Annotated in this window: 21 protein-coding genes; 7 read left to right on the top strand and 14 right to left on the bottom strand. The window is 38.3% G+C overall.

The window, feature by feature from the left end; all coding sequences use genetic code 11:
* Positions 1 to 44: 44 nt before the first annotated feature.
* From BLV99_RS10270 to BLV99_RS10310, 9 genes are all read right to left on the bottom strand, one after another.
* Complete coding sequence (locus BLV99_RS10270) at positions 45 to 1,895, bottom strand: M48 family metalloprotease (RefSeq protein ID WP_425283555.1); 1,851 nt, start codon at positions 1,893 to 1,895, stop codon at positions 45 to 47.
* A gap of 130 nt (positions 1,896 to 2,025) precedes the next feature.
* Positions 2,026 to 3,564 carry an amidophosphoribosyltransferase gene (purF, locus tag BLV99_RS10275; RefSeq protein WP_086165696.1) on the bottom strand — a complete coding sequence of 513 codons (1,539 nt, stop codon included), beginning with the start codon at positions 3,562 to 3,564 and terminating at the stop codon, positions 2,026 to 2,028.
* 24 nt (positions 3,565 to 3,588) lie between these two features.
* Positions 3,589 to 4,173, bottom strand: coding sequence for a CvpA family protein (locus BLV99_RS10280; RefSeq protein WP_092690295.1), 585 nt, complete (start codon positions 4,171 to 4,173; stop codon positions 3,589 to 3,591).
* Positions 4,170 to 5,180 (bottom strand): quinone-dependent dihydroorotate dehydrogenase, encoded by a 1,011-nt coding sequence (locus BLV99_RS10285; RefSeq protein WP_086184639.1) that lies wholly within the window; start codon positions 5,178 to 5,180, stop codon positions 4,170 to 4,172. The genes BLV99_RS10280 and BLV99_RS10285 overlap by 4 nt, the downstream gene beginning before the upstream one ends.
* Before the next feature lie 90 nt (positions 5,181 to 5,270).
* Entirely contained in the window at positions 5,271 to 5,750 is a 480-nt protein-coding gene (gene gspM, locus BLV99_RS10290) for a type II secretion system protein GspM (RefSeq protein WP_086184640.1), read from the bottom strand.
* Complete coding sequence (gene gspL, locus BLV99_RS10295) at positions 5,750 to 6,889, bottom strand: type II secretion system protein GspL (protein ID WP_092690298.1); 1,140 nt, start codon at positions 6,887 to 6,889, stop codon at positions 5,750 to 5,752. The genes gspM and gspL overlap by 1 nt, the downstream gene beginning before the upstream one ends.
* 30 nt (positions 6,890 to 6,919) lie before the next feature.
* A complete protein-coding gene (gene sixA / locus BLV99_RS10300; RefSeq protein ID WP_092690301.1) occupies positions 6,920 to 7,375 on the bottom strand; it encodes a phosphohistidine phosphatase SixA in 456 nt (151 codons plus the stop codon).
* 79 nt (positions 7,376 to 7,454) lie between these two features.
* The gene (locus tag BLV99_RS10305) at positions 7,455 to 8,528 is read right to left on the bottom strand and encodes an NAD(P)H-dependent glycerol-3-phosphate dehydrogenase (protein WP_086184643.1); all 1,074 of its coding nucleotides are present in this window, start codon (positions 8,526 to 8,528) and stop codon (positions 7,455 to 7,457) included.
* A 48-nt stretch (positions 8,529 to 8,576) separates the two neighbouring features.
* On the bottom strand, positions 8,577 to 9,152 hold the full coding sequence (locus BLV99_RS10310; RefSeq protein ID WP_092690303.1) for a nitroreductase family protein: 576 nt from the start codon (positions 9,150 to 9,152) through the stop codon (positions 8,577 to 8,579).
* 226 nt (positions 9,153 to 9,378) lie between these two features.
* Between BLV99_RS10310 and BLV99_RS10315 the strand changes: the two genes are divergently transcribed.
* Positions 9,379 to 9,759, top strand: a complete 381-nt coding sequence (locus tag BLV99_RS10315; RefSeq protein WP_086184645.1) for a hypothetical protein — start codon at positions 9,379 to 9,381, stop codon at positions 9,757 to 9,759.
* Between the two features lie 524 nt (positions 9,760 to 10,283).
* Here the strand turns inward: BLV99_RS10315 and rhlB are convergent.
* A complete protein-coding gene (gene rhlB / locus BLV99_RS10320) occupies positions 10,284 to 11,435 on the bottom strand; it encodes an ATP-dependent RNA helicase RhlB (RefSeq protein ID WP_092690306.1) in 1,152 nt (383 codons plus the stop codon).
* Positions 11,436 to 11,534: 99 nt separating this feature from the next.
* On the bottom strand, positions 11,535 to 11,747 hold the full coding sequence (locus tag BLV99_RS10325) for a cold-shock protein (RefSeq protein WP_004648643.1): 213 nt from the start codon (positions 11,745 to 11,747) through the stop codon (positions 11,535 to 11,537).
* Positions 11,748 to 12,130: 383 nt separating this feature from the next.
* On the opposite strand from BLV99_RS10325, the gene BLV99_RS10330 reads away from it, so the two are divergent.
* The 6 genes from BLV99_RS10330 (at position 12,131) to BLV99_RS10355 (ending at position 15,814) form a co-directional block, all read left to right on the top strand.
* Complete coding sequence (locus tag BLV99_RS10330; RefSeq protein ID WP_092690309.1) at positions 12,131 to 12,364, top strand: sulfurtransferase TusA family protein; 234 nt, start codon at positions 12,131 to 12,133, stop codon at positions 12,362 to 12,364.
* A 138-nt stretch (positions 12,365 to 12,502) separates the two neighbouring features.
* On the top strand, positions 12,503 to 13,372 hold the full coding sequence (gene rpoH / locus BLV99_RS10335) for an RNA polymerase sigma factor RpoH (RefSeq protein WP_086184647.1): 870 nt from the start codon (positions 12,503 to 12,505) through the stop codon (positions 13,370 to 13,372).
* A 149-nt stretch (positions 13,373 to 13,521) separates the two neighbouring features.
* Positions 13,522 to 13,887, top strand: coding sequence for a DUF423 domain-containing protein (locus tag BLV99_RS10340; protein WP_004648639.1), 366 nt, complete (start codon positions 13,522 to 13,524; stop codon positions 13,885 to 13,887).
* Positions 13,888 to 13,908: 21 nt separating this feature from the next.
* A complete protein-coding gene (gene thiS / locus BLV99_RS10345) occupies positions 13,909 to 14,106 on the top strand; it encodes a sulfur carrier protein ThiS (protein ID WP_086184648.1) in 198 nt (65 codons plus the stop codon).
* 12 nt (positions 14,107 to 14,118) lie between these two features.
* On the top strand, positions 14,119 to 14,904 hold the full coding sequence (locus BLV99_RS10350; RefSeq protein ID WP_086165708.1) for a thiazole synthase: 786 nt from the start codon (positions 14,119 to 14,121) through the stop codon (positions 14,902 to 14,904).
* Between the two features lie 184 nt (positions 14,905 to 15,088).
* The gene (locus BLV99_RS10355) at positions 15,089 to 15,814 is read left to right on the top strand and encodes a hypothetical protein (protein ID WP_092690312.1); all 726 of its coding nucleotides are present in this window, start codon (positions 15,089 to 15,091) and stop codon (positions 15,812 to 15,814) included.
* 40 nt (positions 15,815 to 15,854) lie between these two features.
* Here BLV99_RS10355 and BLV99_RS10360 read toward each other — a convergent pair whose 3' ends face one another.
* The 3 genes from BLV99_RS10360 to BLV99_RS10370 all read right to left on the bottom strand — a co-directional run bounded on the left by BLV99_RS10360 (position 15,855) and on the right by BLV99_RS10370 (position 17,641).
* Positions 15,855 to 16,166, bottom strand: a complete 312-nt coding sequence (locus tag BLV99_RS10360) for a putative quinol monooxygenase (protein WP_092690315.1) — start codon at positions 16,164 to 16,166, stop codon at positions 15,855 to 15,857.
* Between the two features lie 15 nt (positions 16,167 to 16,181).
* Positions 16,182 to 16,763, bottom strand: a complete 582-nt coding sequence (locus BLV99_RS10365) for an NAD(P)H-dependent oxidoreductase (protein WP_092690318.1) — start codon at positions 16,761 to 16,763, stop codon at positions 16,182 to 16,184.
* Between the two features lie 266 nt (positions 16,764 to 17,029).
* Complete coding sequence (locus BLV99_RS10370) at positions 17,030 to 17,641, bottom strand: glutathione binding-like protein (RefSeq protein ID WP_086184653.1); 612 nt, start codon at positions 17,639 to 17,641, stop codon at positions 17,030 to 17,032.
* Positions 17,642 to 17,643 lie beyond the last annotated feature (2 nt).

Consider the following 17,643-nt stretch of genomic DNA (forward strand, 5'->3'; position numbering starts at 1 on the left):
GATTAGTTTAATCATCACTCATCTATAATTTCTTCTCACCCTATTTATACAATCATCAAACTATTCTTTTTCTGCATTTGCTCAACAATTTCACTGGTTTCAAAACCAAAACGCCAATACAGCAATTGCAATACATCTAATTCATCTTGGGTAATAATGCGATCACTCCACAAACACAATTCTGCAATTCCCAAAATACTTAAACGGTCACGTAATAGCAAACCAGCAATATCATTCAAAATTTCAGCCAAATCAATGGGTTCATCTGAAATTTCTGTATACATTTCCAGTTCTTTCGCACCCAGCACACGCTTTAGAATTTTTTCACGTACATCCAGTTGATTTAGGCTGTTAATCTGCTGCACATGCAATAAGGCATCAATCAAACGCACAATATCGGGTTTTACTTCCCCCAAAGAGGTTGGCATATGCAATGGCATAAGATTCAATTCAAATTTTACATATTCGAGCAGCAGTTCATCTAACAGTCCAATTTCACCATCTTCTTGAATAATCCGAGCCAATTTGGTTAAAAATTGCCGTGCAATTGTGGCTGGCATCCCCCCAATGTTTTTACATGCATCATAAAAAATAGAAATATGCACCCGACCATCCAAATTCAGCAAAGAATCGACAATTGCACGACTCACCTCTGCTTCCGCTGGAATAAATTCACGATATTGACGAATCATTAAAATTGCCACCATAACTTCGCGCGAACCCGTCGCAGTCTGCAAAGCCCTTAATATCAATTCTGGGCGCTGCATATTCTGTCGTATTTCTGGATTTAAAGGCTTAATGGCATCCTTAACGGCAAAACTTATGGGTGATAACCGCAATAGTGGTAAGGGTTGTGGTGAACTCCATGGCAGATATATTTCACTATTCATTTCTTCTAGAGATCGAAATAAACTAAATAAGGGTTGATTACGTAGCTTCTTTAAATTTTCGAGCTGTAAATCTTGTACCAAACCTGGATTTAGCTCATAAATACGCTGTTCAATCGCTGGATGGATATTCATCCAATTTTGTGGACTTAAAGAGTTTGCAAAACACATATGCGAAATAGATTCAGCATACTCACTATGAATTTGCGAGCCTGAATGATGCACATAAATTCTTAATAGTGTCTGAACATTGGCGTCATTTTGAATAAGGCGCTTGGTTTTTTGATCATTTTTAAAAGTTCGACCACCCAAAGATATATATTTGATAAACCGGGTAATCAAAATCCCAAGGCTCCCAATCAACCAAATAACACCTCCCATTGCAACAAAGGAAGTCGCAAATTTATGCGTATGTGCTTGACCGTGCTTGGTAAAACCCAGTTTGGCAATTTTACTGCCCCACTGACTAAAAGTCGTCAAACTACTATAGAGAATTTTTAATCGCGTATTTTCTGCTGTTTCACCTGATAAAATTTTATTAAATTCATGACTTAACAACCCATAAAGCTCTAATTCATCTAAATTTTGTAAAGCACCCCAAGTCAAAATAATCACAATATCCCGCGGATAAAATCCAGCAGTCAGCGCATTTACACCGACTTCATCAGGAAGTACATATACAGCGGGTGTCTCAATTAAAAAGGTATTCGCCAATTGCTCCGTTACTCTTAAAGCAACACTTTCTTCAGGAATACTTTCAATTAAACTGAGTCGACGAGCGCCCAACTGTTTTGCAAGCGAATGCCCACCTGAACGGAATACATAGAATTCGTAAAGCACAGAAATGGTCATTACACTAAGCAACAACACAATGAGATAAGGACTTAAAGCATGCCAAAAAATAGACTGAGTTGAATCAAGATAAAAGACCAACAAGCCCAAAATCGTATTTAAAATGAATAGCGTTAACAGCACGGCAAGTATACAAATACTTGCAGACCAAACCATGTTTTTATTTTTAATGAAAGAATAACCCACGCTCTTCAATGTAAAGATCCTCTATTACATTGTCTTTATTGAACTATCATAAATGAAAAAAGCGGGAAATTCCCGCTTTTCATCGAATTAAAGAAGAATTTTATTCTTCTTTTACTCCAGTAAGATCAACTGATGCGGCATCAATATTCACATCAATATAACCACCTTTAGCTTTTTTTGCAGAATCATTACGTTTACGTTCAAGCTCATCTAAATAAGCTTCATCGATTCCGCCCGCAACGTACACACCATCAAATACAGAGCAATCAAATTCCTGTAATGCTGGCACTTTACTGGTACGCACTGCACCTTTTAAATCTTCCAAATCTTGGAAAATCAAACGGTCTGCACCAATAATTTCACGGATCTCTTCAACGCTACGACCAGATGCAATAAGCTCATCTTTCGCAGGCATATCAATACCATACACATTTGGATATTTCACCATAGGTGCAGCAGAAGCAAAAAATACTTTTTTCGCACCTGCATCACGTGCCATTTGAATAATTTCGTTACAGGTCGTACCACGAACAATCGAGTCATCCACTAGCAATACATTTTTGCCTTTAAACTCAAGTTCCACTGGGTTTAACTTTTGACGAACTGATTTTTCACGCTGCTTCTGACCTGGCATAATGAAGGTACGTCCGATATAACGGTTCTTCATAAAGCCTTCACGGAACTTCACACCAAGAATATTAGCAAGCTCTAAAGCTGAAGTACGTGATGTATCTGGAATTGGAATCACAACATCAATATCGTGTTCCTCACCCCATTCACGTGAAATTTTATAGGCAAGTTTTTCACCCATTTTTAAACGTGCTTTATATACCGAAATACCGTCAATAATCGCATCTGGACGCGCAAAATAAACGTATTCAAAAATACATGGACGATATTCTGGGTTGGTTGCACATTGCTGGGTAAAAATCTCACCTTCTGATGAAATAAAGATTGCTTCACCCGGCTCAATATCACGTTCAACTTTAAAACCTAAAGCCCTAATCGCAACAGATTCAGAGGCAATGATGTATTCCATGCCCTGTTCAGTTTCGCGTGAACCATAAATCAGTGGACGAATACCATTTGGATCACGAAAGCCAACCAAACCATGTCCAGTGATCATTGCCACAACACCATAAGCACCTTTACAACGCTCATGGACACGTGAAACCACTTTAAAAATATCTTCCGCTGTTGGATTCAGCTTGCCATTTTTTTGCATTTCATGTGCAAATACGTTTAACAATACTTCTGAATCTGAATCAGTATTCATATGACGAAGATCAGTTTTAAACAAATCATCGTGAATTTCTTCAGCATTGGTCAAGTTACCATTATGCGCCAAAGTAATCCCATAAGGTGAGTTCACATAAAATGGCTGTGCTTCTGCACTGCTTGATGAACCTGCCGTAGGATAACGCACATGACCAATACCATAATTACCTAGCAATGCACGCATATGACGCGTATGAAAAACATCGCGCACCATACCGTTGTCTTTACGTAAAAACAACCGCCCTTCATGACAAGTTACTATTCCGGCTGCATCCTGACCACGATGCTGTAACATCGTTAATGCATCAAACAACATTTGGTTAACAGGTGACTTACCAGCTATACCAACTACTCCACACATAGCAACCTCGCAAACACGCTAGGATTAATAAAAAGGATTATTCGTTGATTCATCTGTACGCGCTGCATGCTTCTGCGTTTTATCAGATGACGAGCCTGAAGATTTCGGTGCATCTTCAGACTTAATATGATCAAGCGCATCATGCGCCGCGTCTTTTGAAAGTTTGGTTGCCCATGGTGCATAAGGCATAAGGCGCTGTACAAGTTTAGATTGTTTCCAATGAGGAGAGCTTTCTACCCAAGGGCCAATTCCCTGCATGGTAATCAGTACAATCAATAAACCTTTTAAAGAACCAAAAGCACCACCCGCTAAACGGTTTAATGGTCCTAATCTCAAGCTCTTTAATATTTTATTGAGTAATGCAGTAACAATCCAAGTTAAAACCACAATCACCAATACAATAAATGCAAAAGCTGCTATTTTTTGTACCACTGGATCTTGACTCAATGAGACCATCGAAGGTGCTAAGATGACTGCATATTTTGCACCAATAATCAGTGCAAAAATCCATCCTACCAAGTTCGCAAAGGCTGTAACCAATCCTTGTCGCAAACCGTTTAGCCCTCCAATGAGCAAAATAATGAGTACAAAGATATCCAGTGTATTCATAATGGTTTTAGAGCATCAACACAATCTTTAATCAGTGTTGGCCCTGTATATATGAGGCCACTATAGATTTGTACAAGGTTTGCACCTGCATTTTGTTTAGCCAAAGCTTGTTCACCCGACAAAATACCACCGACACCAATCAATGGAATTTGACCATCCAAAGCTTTCGAAAATGCTGCCAAACATGCTGTGCTTTTCTCAAACACTGGCGCACCAGATAAGCCACCGGCTTCGTCTGCATATTTAAGATTTTCCACGCCTTCACGTGACAAAGTCGTATTGGTCACAATCAACCCATCAATTTTAAATTGGAGCAATTGCTTTGCAATAAATTCAATATCTTCAGCGGTTAAATCTGGCGCAACTTTAAGCACAAGCGGTACGTAATGTTGATGTTCTTCCGCCAATTCAAGCTGACGCTTTCTTAGCGTTTCTAACAATTCTGTCAGTGCATCACCGCTTTGCAAGCTACGCAAATTTTTAGTATTTGGCGATGAAATATTTACCGTCACATAAGAAGCGTAATTATAGACTTTTTCAAGACAAATAAGATAATCATCGACTGCATTTTCAACTGGAGTATCGGCATTTTTACCAATATTAATCCCCAAAATTCCTTTGAATTTTGAAGCTTTGACATTTTCAACCAGTTGATCTACGCCATCATTATTAAAGCCCATACGGTTAATAATGGCTTTGGCTTCAACTAAGCGGAATAAACGAGGATGCGGATTACCCACTTGCGGACGCGGTGTAATGGTTCCAATTTCAATAAAACCAAAACCTAGTCCAGCTAAGGCATCAATATAAGCGCCATTTTTGTCTAACCCTGCCGCCAAACCAACTGGATTCGGGAATTGAATTCCCATACAAGTAACAGGTTTAGAGGCAATGCTTTGACGCATCATGCCCATACGATGAGCCGATTTCAATAACGATAGTGTTAGCTCATGTGCACGCTCTGGTGCTAAAGAAAACAACAAAGGGCGAGCAAGAGAATATAACATATCTGTAAAAGTCTACTGCTTTTTAAGTCGCCATATTATAGGCATAGCCTATCGAAAACACCATGCTTAGCGGGTCTTTATTTTCACCCATTATTGCACTGTCGCTGTTAATTTAATCTGCCCCGCATCTGAAATTAATTCTATTTTTTCAAGACTTAGGCCCATTTGTGCTAATTGCGTTAAAAAATTGGCTAGAATTGCATAATTTGCATGTGTGGCCACAATCTGAATTTGCTCACCTGTTTGTTGCGATGCAACCGACAAACCCTGCTGCTGAGCAACACGCTGAACTTTATCCGATGCACTTAATTGCAAATCATCGGCAGGTTTCATGGTCACCGCATTGCTTTGCATCCAAACCATCATGTCTTTTAAATCATTGACACGGTTTTGCTGTTTTTCTGCGGCTGCATGCATATACCAAAGTGCGGAACCCACTGCGGCAACCACCACAACAATCGTGGTAAAAATCACCATATAGCGCTCACGTACAGACAGACGCTCAAGATAATCGGTAATTCTTTCTATCAATTTCTCAATGGAGTTATGTATTGTTTCTGCTGTTTTCATTATTGTATTTTCACCAATCCAATTACCCCCGTACCATTCGGCTGAATATTACCCAATTCAACCTTAAAGCCCTGTTGGTTAAGCTGTTGAGTCAAACCCTGTAATGTAGCAGCAGAATTGGCTTTCAATTCCATATTTAAAATAGAGGTCTCGTAATTAACACGGTTGGCGACAATCTGATTTTGCATAAGCACTGGGCCAACACGGCTTAATAACTGTAAAGATTGAGTATTGGCACCTTTATTTAAGCGCACATGACTTTCAAACTGACTTTTTAAATTTTGCTCAGTCACACGGCTACTCTGCCCGAACCAATATTTGTATTGATCAATCGCTTGCAGCGCAGTCTGATCTGCCACTTTCTTATACTTATACCAACGTGTCGCATCATAGCTAAACTGAACCACAAGTGCAGCAACCAGCACAACAGCACATGCCTTCCAATAACCCGAAATAGCTGTCGCAGTTTTTGCTTTAGGTAGAATATTAAATGGATGAGACTTGGCTTTTTTTAATACAGGCACTTCATAATGAAAATTTTCAATTTGATCAGATGCAACCATAGCTTCAAGGCTCTGCATTTGCTCAGCCGTAAAATTACTAATCTTATAACGCTGCCCTTGAAGCTGATAATCTAAAAATAAAGCCAAATCATCGACTGAATTGCCCATAAATTCATTTTCACGTACCAGTAAACGTCCAGATATATTGGCAATGACTGTTTGCCCCACATCAGGGCTCGGCAAAATTAGAAAATCTGGCAATAAGGAAATGACCTTAACTGGAATCAAGTTCAAGGCATGTTGTAGTGTTTCAACCGTCGTATTTGCAACACCCAAAATAATGAGCTGATCTGGATTCTGAAAATGATGCAATACTTTCATTGAATCAATGGGCAAAACCACAAATTCTTCAAGTAGATATTTAACTCCATCCACACCTAATTTTTTATATTGTGGCTTGGCTAAGGTTTGTTGAACCACTTGTACATCACGGCTTGGAAAAAACGCAACTGCTTCTTCGCCATGATAGGCTTGAGTCTCTTGAATTAAATGCTCAAGACTAGAGGCTTGATACCAGCTCTCTCCAGTCGACCATTGCCAAACCCCATTGGCTTCAGGCATCCATAAATACAACATTAATGTTTTTCTGCCGTTTTAATTAATATTTTATGTGTTTGGAATAAAACTGTTTAACTGCGTAGACAACCCAGTTGTAATGACTGCTTGCTCATAAATACGCGCTTCAGCCAAAGCATAAGGCTGAAAAGATTCCGCTGTCAATAATGATGAAATATGTGCAACCACATTCATATGACAAACCACAACAACAGATTCATAAGGCAACTGAGACAACCATTCAATCGCCAATTTCGCATCATCTTCAGGCTTAATTTTATCGCACAACATTACAGGCACATCATAAAAATAATGTTGCAGATGTGCCAAGGTTTCTTGTGCACGCAACAAAGGACTGACCACAAATACATCTGGTTGAATCACATCCTTTAAATATTCTGCAACTTGCTGTGCTTGTCTATGCCCTCGCTCAGTTAATGGACGTTTATCATCATTCCCATTGACCGCTGGAGAGGCTTCACCGTGACGGACTAAAGTGAGTTGCATTAAAATTTCCTTATTTTCAATATGTAGCGATTATACCTGAGCTTTATGACAGCGCGAATTTATTCAATTATATTCAAAATTACACTTCATTATGCGGTAAAACAAACTCTACATCGCTACGATGCCCATTTTTCATTAATGAAAGTGCAATGGTTAAAGGGGGTGCGCCTTCAAAAATCACATTATATAAAGCACTGGTAATGGGCATATACACATCCAATTCTTCCGAACGGCTTCGCACCTGCACAATGGTATTAATACCCTCTGCCGTTTGACCCAATTCAGTGGTTGCTTGTTCCAATGTTTTACCTGAACCTAGCGCAAAGCCCACTTGATAGTTACGGCTTAAAGGACTACTACAAGTCGCAAATAAATCACCCACACCTGACAAACCTAAAAATGTCAGCGGATTCGCACCCAATTTAACCGCAAAACGACTCATTTCGGCCAATGCACGGGTTAAAATCATACTTTTGGTATTTTCACCCACTTTATAAGCAGCTGCCATCCCCATTGCAACAGCATAGATATTTTTTAAAGCACCACCAAGTTCCACACCATGCACATCATCACTTGCAAATACGCGGAATAATGCACTGTGTAAAGCTTGTTGCACTGCATAACGCACCAGTTCCGACTGACTTGCAATCACAGTCCCTGCTGGCTGCCCTGCCATAATTTCTTTGGCTAAATTTGGTCCTGAAAGCACACCATAAGGAACTTCAGGTAATTCTTCACGAATGATGTCACTCATAAAGCTAAAGGTTTTGGCTTCAATCCCTTTGGTTAAGGATACAACCGCCTGAGAAGTAATAAATGGCTTAATTTGTTGAAGCACATGACGAAAAGAATGACTTGGAATCGCCACCAAAATAATATCGCGATTACAAATTGCCGTTTCTAAATCTGTCACCGCTTTCAAACCAGACTCTAAAGTAAAATCGGCTAAATAGCGTTTATTTACATGCGTTTGATTAATTTCTGCTGCTGCCGCTTCATCCCGAATCCAAATCATTGTATCGCAGCCGTTTCGAGCTGCGGTATTGGCCATTGCAGTACCGAAACTACCACCACCCAAAACTGTTACACGTAACGCAGTTTTTTGATCCACTGAAACAGGCTCAACAAGATCTGAAAATTTTAACTCTGACATTATTTTTATATCTCGACTCAGTATTTAATGACTCATTATTCAATAAAGTTATTTATTCCAATAACTGACATAATTTTGTGTATTTATTTCTGCACGTGCTGGAATAGCTTTTACTGCCGTTCCAATATAAATAATTCCAGAAATTAAATCATCTTTCGTTAGGCCTAAAAGTTGTTTAAATAAATTAGACTCAACTACAGCACCACTACGCCACATCGTTGAAAAACCTTGAACTTGCAGTGACAATAAAAAATTCTGTATCGCAGCACCTGTACTTAAGGTTTGCTCAAAATTAGGAACTTTCGGATGCGGCTGAAACTGAGTCAATGCCAAAACCAAAAGTGGCGCACGAAATGGATGATTTTTAACCCGATCTAACTGAGTCTGATCAGTCTCACCCAAATCTGCCAAAGCTTTAGATAACAACTCCCCAAAAGCGCCTCGCTGATCGTGAGGAATAACAATGAAACGAGTCGGCTTTAAACGGTGATGATCTGGCGCAGTTAATGCCGCTTGAAAAGCTTTTTCTAACTGCTCTGCATTCGGTGCCGGCTCGACCAAATGACCAATCGACTGACGTTGATGAATATTATAATGAACCGTATCTACCACTGAATCCGTCATTGGTTTCTATATCTATGTACTAAAGTATTTCAATAAGATTAGCACACTCTTATTCAGATTCTCTAGAGCGATGAACCAATGTGCTCTACTCAACGCCAATCTTACAGATTAATCAGTCACAGAGTGACCATATAAAACTGCATATTTTATACAAGTCTTTCAAAAACCATCCAAAAAGTTATGCTCAAATAGCCTTTGTTCTTTTGAAAATAAATAAGGGGAAAAAATGAATAAATTTTTCGCACTATGTTCTACAGCTACCGCTACTCTAGTATTAACTGCCTGTGCATCAAACCCAACTGCATCCTTAGCGATTCAAAAAGAAAATAATCAATATGAAGTCACAGGTGTAGGAAAAAGTAATTTAATTGCTAAAAACAATGCGATTGCTGCCGCAAACACGACCTGTGGTAAAAAAGCCACTGCTGTCATTATTGATGAAAAAACTGAATATAACGGTGCGTTAAAAGGGGTTGTCGATGAACAAACTGGACAAATGATTCAAGCAGCAGCAAGCGTTATAGGCACTTTAGCAGGAAAAAATGGCAGCCTTGCTCGAGATGAAGACTATCAAACCACGCTCACCTTTAAATGTCGAGCAAACTAAATAATTGAATAATAACTTAAGTACAGCAATAAATTAATAATGCTTCAAGTATTTCAAATAAGCTGATTTAAATAAGTAATGCTAATCAGTTAAGGGGTTTACAATAAACTCCTTAGCTTTTTAGTTATTCAAGATAAATACTTACACCTTTAAATCAAATATTTTAATTCATTACTTTAAATAAACCCCTATGAGAAACCTCAAAATATATTTTGAGTTCCTAACAAAAGCAGCTTAAGAATGGTTTTAAATAATTTATTTAGAACCATTCTTACAGAAAAAGCCGTTAAATACCTTTTATAATCCAATTAACTGCAAAGATCTGACTTTTTCAAAGTCGCCTTATCTTGCACTACAAAATAAAGCCGTGCTTTATTTACATTTATTGCTCAAGTTGCGAATGAAACTTCCACGCATTAAATAGCATTATGAATTTAAATAAAAAAAGCCAGTCAATTTCTTAACTGACTGGCTTTAGCTTTAAATAAGCGGCTTTTTACATTTAATGTGATTTAGTCTTTAAATTAACAATAACCATCTAAACGTGTTAAAGGTAATTTTTGACCAATGGCTTTTTCAATTTCTGGAAGATAGAACGCATCATCTTCAGACAAGAAACTAATACTCACACCACTTGAACCCGCACGACCTGTACGACCAATACGGTGTACATAATCATCAGACTGTTCTGGCAAAGTAAAATTAATCACATGTGAAACACCATCCACATGAATACCACGACCTGCAACATCGGTTGCAATCATAATATTATGCTGACCATTTTTAAATTGATCTAACATTTTTATACGCTTGTCTTGTGCAATTTCACCCGACAACATCACCACTTTATAACCATCTCTTTTTAAATGATCATACAGTTTACGCACCTGATCACGACGATTGGCAAAAATCATAACTTTTTCAATCGGTTCATCGCGTAAAATTTCTTGCAATAACTTGTATTTATCTGTTTTTGCAACCATATAAACGCGCTGTTCAACATCTGCATTGGTTTTCTTTTCTGGCTCAATTTCTACAGTCACTGGTTCAAATAACCATTGTTGTGCCAAATTTAAAACATCATAACTAAAGGTTGCCGAAAACATCAGCGTTTGACGCTGCTCTTTACGCGGTGAATAACGAACAATTCGTTTTACCGATGGGATGAAACCCATATCCAATAAACGGTCTGCTTCATCAATCACTAAAAATTCAATTTGATCTAACCAAACTTCTTTTTGTTCAACGAAATCAATTAAACGACCTGGTGTTGCCACGATAATATCGACAAATTGCTTATCAAGTTGTGCTTTTTGCTTATCAAAATCCACACCCCCCAACAAAGTAACTAAATGCAAATCTGTAAATTTGGTTAAATCTTTAGCATCACTTTCAATCTGCAAAGCCAACTCACGCGTTGGTGCAAGAATGAGCGCACGTGCTTCACCGCGAAAACGTTGTTCTTTAATCGGATTATTGAGTAAATCATTAATTACACTTACGAGAAAAGCAGCTGTTTTACCCGTACCCGTCTGCGCACGACCAATCGCATCATGTCCAGCCAAAGTGAATTTTAAAACCTTTTCCTGAATGGGCGTCATTTCTTTAAAACCTAAAGCATCAATAGCTTGTTTAAGTTTCGGATGTAAATTTAAGGTTTCAAAACCAGATGGCATAAAAATGTGCTCTAACTTAATAATCAGGAAAAATAGCAGCCTATTATAAACAAAAACGCCCCAAATTACATTGGGGCGTTCTCATGAATAATCAGGCGATTAGTCTAAAGGTTGTACTTCTTCAGCTTGGAAGCCTTTTTGACCTTTAACTACGCTGAATTCAACGCGTTGACCGTCACGAAGTGAACGGTGACCGTCACCTTGGATAGCGCGGAAATGAACGAATACGTCGTCGCCGCCATTACGTTGAATAAAGCCGAAGCCTTTAGTGTCGTTGAACCATTTAACTACGCCTTGTTCACGAGCTGTCATAAGTTAATCCTCATTGTATTTAATAGAAGGACCACCCGGTGTTGCAAACAGCAGAGTAAACAAGGTTTAAAAATATTTATTATTTCTAAGCTTGTAATCATTCTGTATTACTATTAACAAAATCCCGGTTACATCCATTACTGTATTCAATTTTAAGACAAATTTAAGTGTTGTCATTATTTTGAATACGCAAAGAGCTTAACACGGGTTTCTAACAATTCATACTGTTTTTTTGATTAATCTGCGTTATTAATTCAGCTATTTTTTTACTGATTATTTCTTGTTTTTATAAAAGTATCTTTATGTTGTGATTCAATAATTTTATTTTTGTTTGGAACTAAATTTGCTAACATTTCAGAAAGTTTTACTGGATATTAAATAAGATGAATGATCTAGCGAATACAGCGATGATTATAGATGCAATGGGGAAACCTTGCCCCATGCCCTTATTGATGCTTAAGCGAGCACTCAAGAATAAATCAGATCATCTATTTTTGCTAAAATCTTCGGATCCACATAGTCAACAAGATGTCATGCGCTATTGCCAAATGCATCAGCTCAAATGTGGCATGACAGCAATTTCCGCTTCGGAATACCACTACTTAATTGAATCTTAATTATTTTCAATTAGACTATAGCTTTTCAAATTTGCATAAAAAATTACATTTCTCTACCCAATTTTCCTTAATTCACAAAAATATTAGATTAAGATAAAATTTAAGTTGGTTATGTCATCCCATTTTAAAGGAGAACACATGAGTGACAGCAGCAATCAATTGATGCCCCTGTCATTATCGGCGCCAGGGGTAAATCTCGGTGCTTATATCAGTACTGTCAATCAGATTCCTATTTTAACGGCTGAACAAGAAAAAGAGTTGGCTGAGCGCTATTATTACGAGCAAGATTTAGACGCAGCAAAAATGCTAGTTATGTCGCATTTGCGTTTTGTGGTTCATATTGCCCGTAGTTATGCAGGCTATGGCTTGCCGCAGGGCGATTTAATCCAAGAAGGCAACTTAGGTTTAATGAAAGCCGTTAAGCGCTTTGACCCCAATATGGGCGTGCGTTTAGTCTCTTTTGCTGTGCATTGGATTAAAGCTGAAATTCATGAATATGTGATTCGTAACTGGCGCATTGTTAAAATTGCAACGACCAAAGCTCAGCGCAAACTTTTCTTCAATTTACGCAGCTTAAAAAAATCGAGTAAAAAACTCACACTCGATGAAGCAAAATCTATTGCCAATGACTTAAATGTGACACCAGAACAAGTCTTGGAAATGGAAGGTCGACTTACTGCCTATGATGCTGCCTTTGAAGCACAAGGTGATGATGACGATGAAGGTTCAACACATCTTGCACCAGCATTGTATTTAGAAGATAACCGCTATGATCCAGCGCGTCTTGCCGAAGAGGAAGACTACGAGGAACAAAGTAGCTCTGCCCTTCATAGTGCGATGGATCAACTGGATGATCGTTCACGCAATATTTTACAGCGCCGTTGGTTAGACGATGAAAAATCGACACTACATGAATTGGCTGCTGAATATAATGTGTCTGCCGAACGTATTCGTCAGTTAGAAAAAAATGCAATGGAAAAAATTAAAGTTGCAATGTCTTCTAATTAAACCATTGGACTGATTTTATTTCATCATTAAAGAAAGGGCTGCGTGCCCTTTCTTTATATTTAGCAATAAGCATTGTTGCTTTTCGCCTTTCGTGTAAAGCCTAAAATATGTTAAGGTTAGGCGCAAATTTACTCATATGACAATTGCTTATGTGGATTGCAATTTCAGCACTTAACTTAGCACTTGCGGTCATGCTTGGCGCATTTGGTGCACATGGTTTAAAAGCACACGCGACCGAAGCTCAGCTTGCATGGTGGCAAACAGCGACTGATTATTTTTTCTATCATGCACTTGGACTTTTGGCACTTGCCATTTTAACCAGAGTTATTCCTCAACTTCCAATTAAAGCCAGTTTTTTACTCATTCAAATCGGTATTGTATTTTTCTGTGGCTCTTTATATGTCATGGCGTTAGGTTTACCGCGTATTTTAGGTGCCATTACACCCATTGGTGGTGCACTCATGATTGCAGGTTGGCTGTTACTTGCTTGGAATGCATTTAAATACGCGAAATAAAGTAAAAATAGGGACATCAGTATGCATATTTATTTAAATGGCGAATCAAAAAATACGTCATGTACCAATTTATTAGCATTGGTTCAAGAGTTAGCACTTGAAGGCAAACGCTTTGCTGTAGAACAGAATGAAATGATCATCTCCAAAAGTAAATTGGCACAAACGCTGATTTGTGCTGAAGATCATATCGAAATTATTCATGCCGTCGGTGGCGGCTAATTCGGAGCTCCCATGGAAGATACCCCACTTATAATTGGTTCGCGTACATTTAATTCGCGCTTATTGGTTGGTACAGGTAAATACAAAGATTTAACTGAAACTGATCTAGCGATTCAAGCCAGTGGCGCAGAAATTGTCACTGTTGCCATTCGCCGAGTGAACATTGGACAGCATCCTGATCAACCGAATTTACTTTCTGTTGTCCCTCCTGAAAAATATACGATTTTGCCAAATACAGCAGGTTGTTTTGATGCCAACAGTGCCGTGCGTACCTGTATGCTTGCACGTGAGTTATTAGATGGTCACAATCTGGTTAAACTTGAAGTCTTAGGTGATGAAAAAACCTTATACCCAAATATCACAGAAACCTTAAAAGCAGCACGCACGCTGATTGACGATGGTTTTGAGATTATGGTCTATACCTCGGATGACCCGATTGTGGCGCAAGAACTTGAAAGTATGGGCTGTGTAGCCATTATGCCTTTAGGTAGCTTGATTGGTTCTGGGCTAGGCATTTTAAATCCGCACACCATTTCAATTATCAAAGAAAATGCTAAAGTTCCTGTACTTGTTGATGCTGGTGTCGGTACAGCCAGTGATGCAGCAATTGCGATGGAACTGGGTTGTGATGGTGTGTTGATGAATACAGCCATTGCCGCTGCACAAAATCCAATTTTAATGGCATCTGCGATGAAAAAAGCAGTTGAAGCAGGTCGTGAAGCCTTCCTTGCCGGTCGTATGCCTCGTAAACGTATGGCCAATGCAAGCTCGCCTGAAACAGGCTATTTCTTTAAATAACGACCTGATCTGCTCTAAGCATTAAAAAGGATTCCGCGGAGTCCTTTTTATTCATCTCAATATAAAACAGTACCTTATGATTATTCAATGTTTGAATTTTCTCAATCAACACATCTAAATAAACTCAACAATCTCTATCTTTGACCATCTATAACAATATAAAAATGAGAGGAATTTAACCCCCATGCTAAAACTCATCAAACCTTTACTCATACTCAACACCCTCTTTTTCATAACACTAACAAACAGTGCTTGGGCAGAAATAGAGATAAAAACCAATCTCAAAGCAAGCTATAAATCCTTTGTTCCCAAAAACTGGACAATCTTGGAAAAAGTACAAGGCGATTTAAACCAAGATGGTCAAGCGGATATTGCCCTGATTATTGCAGATACCAATCCAGACCATTTCGTTGCCAATGCAGGCTTAGGTACTGACGTACTCAATACCAATGAACGAAAGCTTTTGATTCTATTGAAGCAAGCTAATGGTTATCAACTTGCAGCTAGTAATAGCACTTTGCCGACTGAAGGTGATGTAGAATCCCCTTGTCTTGCTGACCCACTCGGTGAATCTGAAGCTTTGAGCATACAAAAAGGTGTGCTCAAAATTCATCTACACTATTGGCTAAGCTGCGGTTCGTGGTATGTGAGCAATCATATTTATGCCTTTCGATACCAAGACCGCACATTTAAGCTGATTGGCTATGATGTAAATGATTTCCATCGTGCATCAGGCGACATCACGGCGCAAAGTATTAACTTTATGACCAATAAAGTGAAAACCACAACAGGTGAAAACGAGTTTGCAGAGAGCACTCAACCTGTCAAAGTTCAATGGTCGATATTAAAACGTCGCTATGCATTGAAACTCGAACAGGTTCAGTTCAATGAACCACATGAGTTTGAATAAAATTAGCCATTGAAGACTCTTTTAAACTCATATGTGCAGCTTACTGTGCATCTAAAATACGGATTTGCACACTAGCAACTGCACCTTCGGTTGCTTTGGCATGTTGTTGCATATTGACACTGTGCATATGTGTTTCTAAGTGCGGCATGCTCTCCCACTTCTCATACATCATGATTGAAAATGGCACTTTGGTCTGTAAGGCACTCTCAATCGCAGGATGATCAATATGCACATCATAAAGATGACAACCAGACTCTTGTAATACCTGTTCACGGATATTGTGAAATGAATCAAGTACCGTTTTGAAATCTTGTTCAGTATGACAAATAATTTCAGCAATCACAGTTAACATGGTCACGTCTCCTGATTAAGCAAAAACTTGCGTTAAATGTTCACGATACTGCACCATATAGGCTTCAACTTCAGGTGCTTTAATCACATCATTGGCAATAAAAGTTTCTAAGCTTTGCATACCCAAAAACTGATTGGCCTTATGAAAGGGTAAATACACACCATCGACCCCAACACCATGAAAAAATTGGTCTTGTTCAGTAAATGCTGCCATAGGTGCATTCCATGTAAGTGATAACATATATTTTTTATCGTGAATAAGACCACCAGAACCATATTTTTTTGATGCATCTGTGCGTGATCGGCCATCACTTGCATATAAAGTTCCATGCCCTTCTGTAAAAATATCATCAATATATTTTTTCACCGTCCAAGGTGCGCCCATCCACCAGCCGGGCATTTGATAAATCACCACATCTGCCCATACATATTTTTGTATTTCTGCCTGAATCTCATAGTCACTATCTGCACGTGAAATTTGAACGGTATGACCAAGTTCGCAAAGTACCTTATTTGCTAGCTCTGTCAAAGTGTCATTTAACTCTCCATTAGAATGTGCAAATTGTTTAGCGCCATTAATAATCAGGATATTACTCATTACTTAACCTTAAAGGATTCATTTTCAGCGACCAATATACTTGAGATTTTTATTGATAAAAATTCATCAAACTGCAAAATATTATTGATAAAAAATCAACAATAAGAAAAATTCACTTCAAAATTATTTTTGCTTAATCTAAAATTTCACATCAATAGTCGGAAATAGTTTTGCAAGATACAGTACGTAAAACAAACACCATAAATCCAATTCAATAGACGTAAAAAAAGCACCCTCAGGTACTTTTAAATTAAATCCAAATTCACTTAAGCAATCAAACCTTCATCACGCATGGCAATTTGCACCGATTGGCGTTCAGCCACTTTATTACGCAGTGCAATGATATTTTTATAGGGAGTTAAATCGTGTTCGATCCCATTTGACCAATTTGTCAGTACAAATAAATAGGCATCTGCTGGGCCAAAATTATCATCGACCAAATAGTCGTTGTCAGATTCACCCACTGTTTTATCAATATAAGTTAATAAACGATCAATTTCCGCATATGCTTTTTCTTTCGCTTCAGCAGATAATGACGCACCAAAGAATACAGCGTAAGCATCATGTAATTCAGAGTTTAAATAACCAAGCCATTCAAGCACTTTGGCACGCCCTAAACCCGATGGTGGAATTAAATCTTGTTTTGGATCATGCTGTGCAAGGAAAGGTAAAATTGCCACATTTTCAGTTAGAATCAAGCCAGGATTAATTTCTAAAGCAGGAACATAACCCTTAGGGTTAATGGCGTAATAATCAGCCCCTTTTTCTGTTTTATGTGTTTTTAGATTGACACGTTCTAAATCAAAATCAACGTTAATTTCATTTAAAATAATATGAGCAGCCAAAGAGCATGCACCCGGAGAATAATAAAGCTTCATAT

The sequence above is a fragment of the Acinetobacter kyonggiensis genome, from assembly GCF_900107285.1.
Taxonomy (GTDB): domain Bacteria; phylum Pseudomonadota; class Gammaproteobacteria; order Pseudomonadales; family Moraxellaceae; genus Acinetobacter; species Acinetobacter kyonggiensis.

What these genes read in the sequence shown, in the direction of transcription:
- thiS (WP_086184648.1), top strand. Translation starts at nt 13,909, where the DNA reads ATGCATATTTATTTAAATGGCGAATCAAAAAATACGTCATGTACCAAT.
- rpoH (WP_086184647.1), top strand. Translation starts at nt 12,503, where the DNA reads ATGAGTGACAGCAGCAATCAATTGATGCCCCTGTCATTATCGGCGCCA.
- BLV99_RS10325 (WP_004648643.1), bottom strand. Translation starts at nt 11,747, where the DNA reads ATGACAGCTCGTGAACAAGGCGTAGTTAAATGGTTCAACGACACTAAA.
- BLV99_RS10355 (WP_092690312.1), top strand. Translation starts at nt 15,089, where the DNA reads ATGCTAAAACTCATCAAACCTTTACTCATACTCAACACCCTCTTTTTC.
- BLV99_RS10305 (WP_086184643.1), bottom strand. Translation starts at nt 8,528, where the DNA reads ATGTCAGAGTTAAAATTTTCAGATCTTGTTGAGCCTGTTTCAGTGGAT.
- purF (WP_086165696.1), bottom strand. Translation starts at nt 3,564, where the DNA reads ATGTGTGGAGTAGTTGGTATAGCTGGTAAGTCACCTGTTAACCAAATG.
- BLV99_RS10350 (WP_086165708.1), top strand. Translation starts at nt 14,119, where the DNA reads ATGGAAGATACCCCACTTATAATTGGTTCGCGTACATTTAATTCGCGC.
- BLV99_RS10270 (WP_425283555.1), bottom strand. Translation starts at nt 1,895, where the DNA reads ATGGTTTGGTCTGCAAGTATTTGTATACTTGCCGTGCTGTTAACGCTA.
- BLV99_RS10360 (WP_092690315.1), bottom strand. Translation starts at nt 16,166, where the DNA reads ATGTTAACTGTGATTGCTGAAATTATTTGTCATACTGAACAAGATTTC.
- BLV99_RS10310 (WP_092690303.1), bottom strand. Translation starts at nt 9,152, where the DNA reads ATGACGGATTCAGTGGTAGATACGGTTCATTATAATATTCATCAACGT.
- sixA (WP_092690301.1), bottom strand. Translation starts at nt 7,375, where the DNA reads ATGCAACTCACTTTAGTCCGTCACGGTGAAGCCTCTCCAGCGGTCAAT.
- rhlB (WP_092690306.1), bottom strand. Translation starts at nt 11,435, where the DNA reads ATGCCATCTGGTTTTGAAACCTTAAATTTACATCCGAAACTTAAACAA.
- BLV99_RS10315 (WP_086184645.1), top strand. Translation starts at nt 9,379, where the DNA reads ATGAATAAATTTTTCGCACTATGTTCTACAGCTACCGCTACTCTAGTA.
- BLV99_RS10370 (WP_086184653.1), bottom strand. Translation starts at nt 17,641, where the DNA reads ATGAAGCTTTATTATTCTCCGGGTGCATGCTCTTTGGCTGCTCATATT.
- BLV99_RS10340 (WP_004648639.1), top strand. Translation starts at nt 13,522, where the DNA reads ATGTGGATTGCAATTTCAGCACTTAACTTAGCACTTGCGGTCATGCTT.
- gspM (WP_086184640.1), bottom strand. Translation starts at nt 5,750, where the DNA reads ATGAAAACAGCAGAAACAATACATAACTCCATTGAGAAATTGATAGAA.
- BLV99_RS10365 (WP_092690318.1), bottom strand. Translation starts at nt 16,763, where the DNA reads ATGAGTAATATCCTGATTATTAATGGCGCTAAACAATTTGCACATTCT.
- BLV99_RS10285 (WP_086184639.1), bottom strand. Translation starts at nt 5,180, where the DNA reads ATGTTATATTCTCTTGCTCGCCCTTTGTTGTTTTCTTTAGCACCAGAG.
- gspL (WP_092690298.1), bottom strand. Translation starts at nt 6,889, where the DNA reads ATGTTGTATTTATGGATGCCTGAAGCCAATGGGGTTTGGCAATGGTCG.
- BLV99_RS10330 (WP_092690309.1), top strand. Translation starts at nt 12,131, where the DNA reads ATGAATGATCTAGCGAATACAGCGATGATTATAGATGCAATGGGGAAA.
- BLV99_RS10280 (WP_092690295.1), bottom strand. Translation starts at nt 4,173, where the DNA reads ATGAATACACTGGATATCTTTGTACTCATTATTTTGCTCATTGGAGGG.